The sequence below is a fragment of the Bacteroidia bacterium genome, assembly GCA_026932145.1.
Lineage (GTDB): Bacteria > Bacteroidota > Bacteroidia > J057 > JAIXKT01 > JAIXKT01.
Genome location: JAIXKT010000050.1, coordinates 32,429 through 44,687, shown reverse-complemented (window position 1 = coordinate 44,687; position 12,259 = coordinate 32,429). Strand labels below are relative to the sequence as shown.

The 12,259-nt window shown below is 37.2% G+C and carries 5 protein-coding genes; 4 read left to right on the top strand and 1 reads right to left on the bottom strand.

Annotated elements, in window-relative coordinates:
- Positions 1-158 precede the first annotated feature (158 nt).
- Entirely contained in the window at positions 159-1,964 is a 1,806-nt protein-coding gene (gene asnB / locus LC115_11435) for an asparagine synthase (glutamine-hydrolyzing) (GenBank protein MCZ2357276.1), read from the bottom strand.
- 448 nt (positions 1,965-2,412) lie between these two features.
- On the opposite strand from asnB, the gene LC115_11430 reads away from it, so the two are divergent.
- From LC115_11430 to mnmG, 4 genes are all read left to right on the top strand, one after another.
- A complete protein-coding gene (locus LC115_11430; GenBank protein MCZ2357275.1) occupies positions 2,413-6,093 on the top strand; it encodes a hypothetical protein in 3,681 nt (1,226 codons plus the stop codon).
- A gap of 50 nt (positions 6,094-6,143) precedes the next feature.
- Positions 6,144-7,274 carry a T9SS type A sorting domain-containing protein gene (locus LC115_11425; GenBank protein MCZ2357274.1) on the top strand — a complete coding sequence of 377 codons (1,131 nt, stop codon included), beginning with the start codon at positions 6,144-6,146 and terminating at the stop codon, positions 7,272-7,274.
- A gap of 330 nt (positions 7,275-7,604) precedes the next feature.
- A complete protein-coding gene (locus LC115_11420; GenBank protein MCZ2357273.1) occupies positions 7,605-10,091 on the top strand; it encodes a TonB-dependent receptor in 2,487 nt (828 codons plus the stop codon).
- Positions 10,092-10,223: 132 nt separating this feature from the next.
- Entirely contained in the window at positions 10,224-12,083 is a 1,860-nt protein-coding gene (gene mnmG, locus LC115_11415) for a tRNA uridine-5-carboxymethylaminomethyl(34) synthesis enzyme MnmG (protein MCZ2357272.1), read from the top strand.
- Positions 12,084-12,259 lie beyond the last annotated feature (176 nt).

The following is a 12,259-nucleotide window of genomic DNA, read 5'->3' as shown; positions in this document are numbered from 1 at the left end:
TTTTGGCCATTGGTTTTATACTCTTGTGATGTCATATTATTTTCGTGTTAAATTATACGCAAATATACATATAATTGCTTGAATAACAATGATTTAAATTATAGAACCCACCTTATATAAAGTCTATTTATGTTTTTACTACAAGTAAGATTTTTTCTTTATAATGAATAAAGTTTACTTGTTTGGTAATAGTCCCAAGTAAATCTGTTTAAAGCATGTTTAGGATTAATAATTCCATTTTTAGCTAAAGCATTTATCGCCTGATTTGCCATATCAGAACCTACTTTTGTACAATTTGGTGGCTCAAATCCTATTTTTTCTTTTTGCCAACAAACTTCTTGTGGCAAGATATCTTTCATAACTTCTCTTAAAATTACTTTCGTCCAGCCGTTATTAATCTTAAATTCATCTGATAATGAAAACACAAACTCGACTAATTCATGATTTAAGAATGGCAATCTAACTTCACGGCCATTGGCCATTGAATTTCTGTCTGCATATCTAAGTAATGTATTTAAACCCCTTTTTGTAGCTGATATGTATAATGCTTTGTTTAAATTATTAGGATACTCAAACGGTTCTTCATAAGAATCAAATTCGTGTATAAAATCACTTTTAAATTGTGAGATGTAATCCGGTTTGACTATTTTATTACGCAAGTACCTTAGTCTATGTCTTAGGTGGGGAAATCTTGAATGTAGCCAAAAATAATTTTCTATATTATATTTTGTATTATGAAGGTTGTTATACTCACTTAATTGTCTTTGAAATTTATTTTTATCGGAAAGGATTAAGGAGCTAAAAAAATTTCTAAAATAACCGATATAACCTGCTAAAATCTCATCTGCACCTTGGCCGTCCAATAAAACAGTAATATTGTTTTCTTTGACTAATTTCATCACATACCATTGCGCTACTATACTTGTGCTTCCATAAGGCTCTTCTTGATAATAAAAAACGTTGTCAATTTCTTTAACAAGCATTTCCGGAGTTAAGAAAACTTGATATGACTCAACATCGTTATTTTTTACAACTAAATCGATACGCTTCCCTTCGTCCTTATTAAAATCTTTAAATCTTGCTGAAAATGTTTTTTGCGTTTGATTGCTATCCTTTACTTTGTTGATAATTGAAACTATGCTAGAAGAGTCTAAGCCACCGGAAAGACACGAACCTACGGGAACATCTGACCTTAATCTTCGTTTGATAGATTGTTCAAATAGAAAATAAAATTTTTCTTTGGCTTCGTTATGAGATATAGTGGATTTATTACTTAAATCAATATCCCAGTATCTGGTATTAGAGATTATTTTTCCGTCTTTAATTATTAAATAATGAGCCGGTTCTAATAAAAATATATCTTTATAAAATGTACTTATCGGGTTTTTTATATCATCTGTGGTATTGTAAGCTAAGTATAAAAAAACTCTCCTTTCATTAGGTTGTTTTTTTATTCCTACTGCCCATAAGGCTTTCATTTCTGAGGCAAAATAAAATGCATCATTGGTTTGGTGATAATAAAATGGTTTTTCTCCAAAGCGGTCTCGCGCACAAAAAGTTAGCCTTTCTTTATTATCCCAGATAGCAAAAGCAAACATCCCATCTATATCATCTAAACATTTTTCTTTTTTTAAATCATATAAAGCCATTAATACTTCGGTATCTGAATTAGATTTGAATTGATAGCCTTTCTTTTGGAGTTCTTGTTTTAATTCAATATAATTATAAATTTCTCCGTTTAATACGATAGTATAACGATTTAGATAATGCATAGGTTGGGATCCGTTTTTGCTTAAATCAATAATAGACAATCTTCTGTGCCCAAAGCCAATCGTTCCATCTTCGTTTATCCAGTGTCCGTCCCCGTTATGTCCACGGTGCGCAATGCTGTCTGTCATTTGTTTCAAAACAAATAAATTGGTTTTGTTTGGATTTAGTGATAAGACTCCCGCAATTCCACACATATTTTAAATCGATCGTTGTTTAGAGGGTATAAAAAATGGCAATAAAGAAAGTAACTTTACAATTTATGTCTAAAGCAAACTATCTGTTACTGCCCTCATTACCAAAACACAAAAGTATCCAAAAATAGATTAAGAAAAAGTGAAGCATAAAAATTATTGGTGTACCGGTTGATAGTAACAACTTTTCTCTGAATGCGAGAACAAAGACACAGCTTCTCCTAATGCTAAATATTTGATATTAGAAACAAGAAACGGCAGAAGCCACAGGGTATGTTTTGGAAAAAAAGAAATCTAAAGCAGGCTCTAAAAGATTCAAACTCATAGTTTTTAGCTATTTGATGGATGTTAGTAATCATTATTGAAAAGGGTTTTTGATTTTGAAAAAGAGCTTTGTTTTAGTTGTGCAGTGCTTGATTTTTAACGTACTTGCATCTAAATATTAGGATTTATGCCAGAAAATATCCCGTCAAAAGGCCGCAATACATTGTTTGTAACGGTTGTTTTGTCTGTATTAATTCTGGTTTCTGGGGCAATCGCCTTAGTGCAGGTTTTTGATGGTAAAATCATCGTACAAAGTAAATTACAATCAAGATGGGATTCTATTATTAAGGAAACATTCTTTACGCACCAGCGGATTGTAGGTAATAAAGATTATACCCTCCCCAAACACGTACTTCATTTAGAATTTGATAGCTTACTTCAACTTAAATCTTGGTCTTCAAACCAAAACTTTCTGGATATAGCCAGCATTCAAGGGCAATGGAAAAGGCCGGAACCTGAAATTTTGCAAATTTCTCAAAGCACTTTTTGGCATTTAAAGATAAAGCAAGGAAATACTTATCATAGTTATTTAATCACTTTGGTAAAAACATATTCAATTGATAATGAGTATTTTCCTTCTTACGTTTTTGGGCAAGAGAGTTTTCCTGAACTGATTAAGCCGGATAAGGTTTTGCTTTATGCAGATACAGATTTTCCTGTTTTGTCGTTATCATCTAAAATACAGTTGAGTTATAAAATTTATTCTTATTATCCTTTATCGAACTTTTATTGGCTTATTGTTAGCACATTATCGTTTATTTTATTTAGTTTTTATTTTTATTTATTATTTTTTAAATTACAAGTTAAGTACGGTATTTTTGTTGCGGAATGTTGCCTAAGTGCCGGTTTAATATTTTTTCGGCTGTTAATGTTATGGCTACAGATTCCGCATAGTTTTTCATCCATCAAGCTATTTTCTCCGGAGGTTTTGGCTATTAGCAATTTAAATCCTTCATTGGGAGATGTTTTGCTGAATTTCATTTTACTGGCGACGTTAGCATTTCGTTGGCGATATGTTTTAGGCCGTGTAAATTTGGTTAGTAACCCAACAAAGTCTGCTTTAGCGGGTATTTTTTCGGTAATAGCATCAGGTTTAGGGAGTTGGGCTTTTTTTCAGCTATTTCGTACTGCTTGTATCAACTCTAAAATTTACTATGAGGTTTCGGATATTTTTCGTTTAGATAGTTATTCGATTTATTTATTTACGGCAGTATTGCTGATTTTGAGTAGCTTTTTGTTGCTTATTCAGTTATTGGTGCGTCTGTGGATTCGGTTTATGGCTGAAAAAACGCTCACACGTATGCTTCAAGAGGGAGCCGTATTTGTGGTCGGCGTAAGCCTAATGATGTTGGCTACATTAGGGCTTTCTCAGTGGCCAATTGCCTTTACGGCAATGTTGCTTATGATATTAGCTTTGTTAGCTGAGATTTTATCCGAAATTGAACCCCGGAGGTTACATATTCCCCAAATCATTGCAACTGTGGCCGGCTTTGCATGGATTACAAATTTAGCTATTTCAGAAAGTTATCAGCAACAGCTACAAGTTCAATTAAGCCGCTATGCAAACCGGTTTATCAGCCCCAGAGACTTAATTACCGAATTTGAGTTTGATAATATGGTTTTAGAAATACAAAAAGATACCGTTTTGTATCAAACTGCGGCAAAAAGTACCAACATAATTGCCTCTGAATTTATCCAAAAACTATACAATATTCATTTAAGTGTAAACCTTCGGGGATACGATATTCACATTTTTTTATTTGACCAGAATGGCTTACGTATTGATAATCAGTTGATGGATTTGCCCTCTATTCCGTATGATTTTAGGCAAAATATTGGTAAACCCACTGTATCAAAGGCATTATTTCGGATTACTGGCCCAAGTAGTTTAAGTGATTATGCCTACTTAGGGCGGTTTAAAGTACCCTTAGAACCTTGGAGAGAGGTCTGGGTTCAGGTTGAGCTTCAGCCTAAAATTGGTAAAACGGATAGGTTGTATCCACAATTACTCTTAGATAATAGTTTGCGTCAGCGATTGAACTTGCCCTCCGGTTTTTCTTTGGCTGTTTATCGTAATCAGCATCTTGTAGAGACTATCGGAGAATATGAATTTCCGCTAACTTATACTGTGCCGCCTGCCGAAGCTGTACAAGGATATTGGGAAGATAGATATTCAAGTTATTTTCAGGCAGAGAGCCCCGGCGGCAGAATTGTACGGCTACATTCTTTTAAACGAACTACATTTCAGATAATTACTGCTTTTTCTTTTTTGGTATATTTTTATTTAGCATTTTGTGGCTTTGCTTGGGGCGTGTTGTCGGTTATCCGCCGGCAAAATAACTTACGTCAGTATAAACCCAGTTTTGCCCGCCGAATTCAGCTAATATTAGCCGGAATGACCCTTTTGCCACTTCTGATCATGGGGATAATCTCCACCCCACAGTTTAGATCTTTTTATCTACAAACGATACAGCTCCGGCTTAAACAAGACCTAATCCAATGTGCAAATTTACTCCAGCAACAACCTTTTTTATTGGCAGAAATTTCCAAGCCTTCAAGCTTAAATTCAGCTACTACCGAAACACTTAACCGTTTCGGGCAGATTTTAGCTGCTGATTTAAACTTATTTAGAATAGACGGCAGACTCTTTGCCTCTACAAGACCCCGAATATTTCAAGCCGGATTAATTTCAGAAAACATAAACCCATTGGTACTCGAAAAAATAAAAGAGAATAAACTTCGGCACTTCATTACAGAAGAAACCATTGGGAAACTAACATATCTATCCGGTTATCATGTAATTATGGATAATCAGTATAAAATTATCGCTTTTTTAAACCTCCCCTACCTATCTCAACAAGATATTTTGGAAAACCAATTAAAGCAGTTTTTGGCTTATTTGATTAATTTGTATGTAGTTACACTTCTTGTTGTGGTAATTGCAGGCTATTTTATTGGCCGTTCCGTTACCTATCCGTTACAATTACTGAAACAAAGGATGGGGGACATTTCTTTTGGCAAAAAAAATTACCATACAATTAACTGGGAATCTTCTGATGAAATCGGTGCCATCATTCATTCTTATAATGAAATGCTGGTAAAGCTCTCAGAAAGTGAAAAACAGTTGGCCAAAAGTGAGCGCGAAATAGCTTGGCGGGAAATGGCAAGGCAGGTAGCCCACGAAATTAAAAACCCGCTAACTCCCATGAAATTAGGGCTTCAACATCTGCTTAAACTTTCAAGCCATGGCAATATCCAAGCCCAACAGTTTCATAAAACCATTCAGTCATTACTTACCCAAATAGATTCTTTAACCTACATTGCAAATTCTTTTTCGCAGTTTGCTGCCATGCCTTCTGCCCAAAAAGCAGTAGTTAATCTCAACCAATTATTACTTTCTGTGCAGCAGCTATACACAAATTCTCCGGAAGGTGATGTTACCTTTTTAGGAGAAACGGACACTGTATTTGTTTGGGCAGATAAAGACCAACTGATGCGCGTCTTTGCTAATTTAGTCAAAAACGGCTTACAAGCTATGGCAGATTATGGCTTAGTACAAATTATTCTAACAACAAACGACGGCTCTGCAATCATTCAGATAGCAGATAACGGCTCCGGCATACCGGAAGAAATCCAGTCAAAAATATTTGAACCTAACTTCTCTACTAAAAATTCCGGCATGGGATTAGGGCTTGCCATTTCACAGAAAATTATTGAGCAATGCGCCGGTAGTATCTCTTTTGAAAGCTTTTTGGGAAAAGGAACAACATTTACCGTTATACTGCCTATAATTAACGCTGAACCCTAATTACAAACAAATTTAATGGTTATTTTTGCAGCAATAGAGTTACTTAGTATATGCGTTTTTATCCGTTATTAATCATTTTTCTTGGGCTGTTTTGGGGGCAATTATTTGCGCAGCAACCTTATACAGAGACACTCACCGAAGTTTGGAACGATAATACTTCAACATGGGATTCTTCATCTCGTGTATTTGTTACCTATAATACCAACCAAAGAGCCGAAACCTACCGGGCAGAAAGCTATCAAAATGCAACATGGCTCAAGTTGGCTTTAACAAACTATACTTATGTAAATGGTACTGATATTGACCAAATTACCCAATACAACTGGAATCTACTGCAGGGAGTTTATCACCCCGTTACTTTAACAGCCTATTCTTACGTTTCGGGAAAAGTCTCAACAATTGTGAGCAGTGCTTGGAATAGTCTATCACAGCAGTTTATTCCGTCTTCAAGAACAGTATATACTTACAACGCCGGCTTAGTTCAGGTAGAACAATCTGAACGCTATGATACAACAACACAAACCTATACACCACTAAGCCGATATACCTGCACCTACACCCCCACAAACAAAATCCAAATACGCCTACAAGAAAACTATAATGCCGGCCAATGGCAAAATAGTGCTCGAATCACTTATTCTTATGACCCAAATGACAATATTACATACATTTTAACCGAAACATATCAGCAAGGCTCCGGACAATGGGCAAACAGCTACTCCCAAAGCTATTCCTATAATATGTATCAAGAGCTGAATCAGATACTTACAAGCATCTGGAATGGCTCTTCTTGGCAGCAACAAAACCGGCTTATTTATACCTACAACCAAGATGGTACCATGCATAACTACACAACTTATGTCTGGCAGCAAAATAACTTTGTAAACTCGCAACGGACTACATTCTTTTATCAGCCCTTAACTTCTTTGGCTTCTGTACCGAATAAACCCAATATAAGACTCTATCCAAATCCGTCTCAAGATTATTTCGGTATTCAGGGAGTTAGTCAAGGAATGGTTTCACTAAAAACTTTAACCGGTCAAGTAGTTTTTCAAACCTATTTTTCTGAAAATCAGCAATTTTCTATTTCAGATATTCCTGCGGGAATCTATATAGCAGAGGTTAGCAATGCAGAAAAAGGCGCACCGGTAGCCAACCTAAAAATCACTATTTGCCATTAATCACCAAAGTTGGGGTGAGTAATCCACTAAGGTTAATGTCTTAATCACAGCTTAGTTTTACCCCAAAAGCCAGTTCGGGCTGTATCGTAAAACACACAAGAAACGTAATATCGAGAGTTTTCTTCAGAAAAAAACTCTCGATATTGCATTATTTTGGCAGTCAAAACAATCTTTGAGTATTTTCTCTTTTTAAAAAAATATCTTGTAAAAAAAACGAAGCATCGAAAATTACCAGTAATGTGATACCATAATTCCAAAAATATTTTGCTGTTTATATCGTAGGTGCATAACTATTCCTATTTTTGCTCACATGATTTTTGGATTTTTACTATGATTATTAAAAATTGGATTTTAACTTGTGTATTATGGTCATTGACGCTTGGCGCAGTTTTAGCTCAGCCTAAAATTGTTATCTCAGGAAAAGTTACAGATAAAGCTAACGGAGAGGTTTTAATAGGAACCAAAGTAACCGGCAACGGAGGCGAAGCTGTCGTTGGCACAAACACAGACGGAAAATATAGCATACAACTTAGCCGGAAAGATACTATCGTATTACGATTTACTTACATCGGATATGAACCTGTTGAGATAAAAATAATCAAGACTGTCGCTACAAATTTAGTGAAGAATATAGACATGAAAGAAGAAGGCACCCAAAGTGAAGACGTTATCATTACGGCAGCCAGAATTGAACAAAAGAAAGAAGATTTAACTATTTCTGTAGAAACACTAAACCCTAAGAAACTTGATAATCAGGCTTCTACGAATATTATGTCGGCGATGGAGCAAACTCCGGGTGTTCAGATTATGAAAGATCAGCCGAGTATTCGCGGCTCAAGCGGATATACCTACGGAGCAGGCTCGCGGGTTATCACTTTGTTAGATGGCTTACCCATGATTTCTGCAAACCGCAACTCAGTAGGCTTTGACTTACTACCCACAGACAACATCCGCCAAATCGAAGTTATCAAAGGAGCGTCTTCGGTAATCTTCGGCTCCGGCGCTATGGGGGGAGTTATTAACGTACTAACCGCTGACCCCACACCGGAACCCAAAATATCTATTCGTGCTAAATACAAAGTATTTGACAACCCACCTCTGATAAAATGGACACTTAAAGATGATAACGGAAACCCCATCAAAGACACCACTATTTCTAATAACTGGGATGGCCGTAGTGCTGCCCAAAACCCATCAATACACTTTTTTTATAGCCAAAAAATCAAAAGCCGCTTAGATCTAACCACCCAATTAGACCTAATCAAAGATACCGGATTTAAACAAGAAGAATTTTCAGACAGAATTCGGGCAATTGTCATGACCAAGCTCTATTTTCCCAAACTACCCGGCTTCTATATAGGATTAAATGCTCAAGGTTCTTGGGATTCTTCCGCAGCTTTCATCGCTTGGGCTGGTTTCCCTGATAGTGCCCTCATTCCCGGAAAAGGATTCTTAACCTACCAATACTTACCGCGTTATGCAATTGACCCAAGTATCTCATACTTAGCCAAAAATGGAGACCATATTATTTACAGAGGGCGTTGGTTTTATGCTATTGACAGACTAAGCACCCCGCAAAGCGGAACTTCCAGCCTCATTTACAACGAAATTCAATATACCAAAAGATTAGGGAAAAATATCACCCTCATCAATGGTGTGAACTATGTAGGTACATTGGTAAAAGCAGATAGTGTTTTTGGGAAAGCCAAAGGCAACCAATACGCAGCCTATGTTCAAGCAGAAGCAAAATTTTGGGATAGATTAAATATTTCACTTGGCGTCAGATACCAAATTGAAGATATCACCGGCGATACTGCCGCTTCGGTAGAAGCCAAAGGGAAGTATCCGATAGTTAAATATCGTACCATGCAAGAGCCTATTTTCCGTGCAGGGATGAGTTTTCGGGTATTACAAGGAAGTTTTCTGCGGTTTTCTATTGGGCAAGGGTTACGCAGCCCGTCTGTAGCAGAACGCTTTACGGCTACTGCTGCCGGTACTATCGTAGTATCTCCCAATCCTCTTATTCATATCGAAAAAGGATATACCGCAGAAGCAGGTATCCGCCAGCTATATAAATTCGGCGAATATTGGAAAGGCTTCATTGACATCGCTGCCTTCAAGATGGACTTCAAAAATATGGTTGAGTTTTATGTAGATAATGATCAATTTACCAGGTTTGGAAATTTGGCTTTTAACGCTCAAAATCTATCCAGAGCGACCATTACCGGCTTAGAAGTTTCTACGGTTACTGCCGGAAAAATTGGGCCAATTTTACTCAATTTAACTGCCGGTGTTACCTATATGGTCCCGGAAGATAAAAATGGAAACCCCGACCTAAACGGAGAAGACAAAGCCAATGAGTTTATCCAAGCATTGTTAGTTGCCCAATTTCATAACAGAATAAACCCCAACAACCCTGTTCTAGCACCCCCGGATAACCCTTCTTTCCTAAAATACCGAACCAAATGGATGTCCAGAGCCTCTCTTGACCTAACCTATAAGCGCCTTACCTTTACAGTTAATCATAGATACCTCAGCCACATGATTAATATTGATAAAGTATTTTTAGTTGCGCTAAATGGTGCTATTAACTTTAGAAGATATGACACAAACGGGTTCAACGTTTTTGATGCTATTTTAGCTTATACACAAGGAAATTCAACTGTTTCATTCCACGTATTTAATATCATGAATGAGTTATATGCAACGCTCCCTGGTGCTGCAATGGGAGAGCAACGCAGTTTTGCCGTTCAATATCGCTTCCTCTTCAACCCGAAAAAGAAAAATACAGAAAAAACAGAGGGAGAAAAAAACTAACCTTTCTATAATCTCTTACTTTACGCTAATTTCATTGCGAACCAATGAAATTAGCGTTTTTTTTGTTTAATCTCATACACATTTTTATTAAATATGTTGGTTATGTGGATATTTGCACCTTTTTAAGGCTAAATGGATTCGTATGACATCATAGTAGTTGGCGGGGGGCACGCGGGCTGTGAGGCAGCACTTGCCGGAGCAAATATGGGTTGCAAAGTATTGCTAATCACGATGAATATGAATACCATTGCCCAGATGTCTTGTAATCCAGCTATGGGAGGTATCGCCAAGGGCCAAATTATCAGAGAAATAGATGCTATGGGCGGCGGCTCTGGAATCATCACAGACAAAACCAGCATTCAATTTCGAATGCTAAATCGCTCCAAGGGCCCTGCTATGTGGAGCCCCAGAGCACAATCTGATAGGGTGCGCTTCATCGAAGCATGGAAAATATTGCTCGAATCTAATACCAACATTGACTTTTGGCAAGATACCGTTAAAGAGATTGTTACACAAGGAGATACTGTAACGGGTGTAAAAACCGCAATGGGACTTACTTTTTCGGCAAAGTGCATTATATTGACAACCGGTACATTCCTAAATGGCGTTATCCATATTGGAAACCAGCAGCTTACGGGAGGGCGTATGGGCGAAAAAAACAGTACCGGCGTTACAGAACAACTTCGCCAACTTGGCTTTGAAACCGGACGTATGAAAACCGGAACTCCTCCCAGAATTGACGGTAGAACTATTAATTATCAAGAACTCGAATGCCAATATGGTGATACTATTCGGGGTAAATTTTCTTTTCTTGAAACTGACCATCTTTTAGAGCAACGCCCTTGCTACATCACCTACACCAATCCAAGGGTTCATAAAGTTTTGGAAGAAGGCTTTCAGGATTCCCCACTCTTTACCGGAAGGATTCAAGGCGTGGGGCCAAGATACTGCCCATCCATAGAAGACAAAATTGTCCGCTTTCATGAGCGAGATAGACATCAGATTTTTATAGAGCCGGAAGGATTACAAACTGTTGAAATTTATCTAAATGGTTTTTCTTCTTCACTGCCGGAACATATTCAGCGAAAGGCGTTAGCTTATATTCCGGGTCTCGAAAGAGCAAAGATGTTCCGCCCCGGCTATGCCATAGAATACGATTACTTTCCACCCTACCAACTCAGAGCCTCCCTTGAAACACACCGAATACACCACTTATACTTTGCAGGCCAAATTAACGGAACAACCGGCTACGAAGAAGCCGCCGCACAAGGGCTAATAGCCGGTATTAATGCCGCCAGAACAATCCAAAACCAAGAACCTATTATCCTACAAAGAAATGAAGCCTATATCGGTGTTTTGATAGATGACTTGATAAACAAAGGAATAGAAGAGCCTTACCGAATGTTTACGTCCCGCGCAGAACACCGGATTTTACTGCGCCAAGATAATGCAGACCTAAGACTTACCGAAAAAAGTTATCAGATTGGCCTCGCTTCCGAAAATAGATTCCAAAAAAATCAACAAAAAAAACAAGCTATAAACGAACTGAAATCTTCCTTACAAGAAATTTCAGTTGAGCCCAATGCTGTCAACTATTTACTTGAGAACCTTGAAGAACCCCTCCTAAAACAAAAATCAAAAATAAGTAACGTCATTTTGCGCCCAAACGTTACATTACAAGATTTAGCTAAGGCTATTCCAGCCCTACAAAGCAAATTAACAAATTACTCAACAGAAGTAATAGAACAAGTTGAAATCCAGCTAAAGTATGCCGGCTACATAGAAAAAGAAATGATGATGGTTGAAAAAACACAGCGTTTTGACAGCCTAAAACTTCCAGAAAACTTTAATTACCAAAAAGTTATCGGATTATCCAATGAAGCACGGGAAAAACTAACCAAAATTAAACCGGAAAACTTAGGGCAAGCCTCCCGTATTAGCGGAGTAAATCCGGCAGATATTTCTATACTAATGATTTTCTTTGGACGATAGCTCCTGATAGCTTATCAAGTTAAGAGACTTGGGGTTATGTTTCAAAAAAGGTATGAAAGTTATGATTTCGTTAGTGTATCATTATTGCAATTAGGGCATCATGGGTTTCGTTAATTGTAAGGTTATACGATAGTGAAAAATAAACAAGACCAATATTTTGCATATTGGATTTTTTA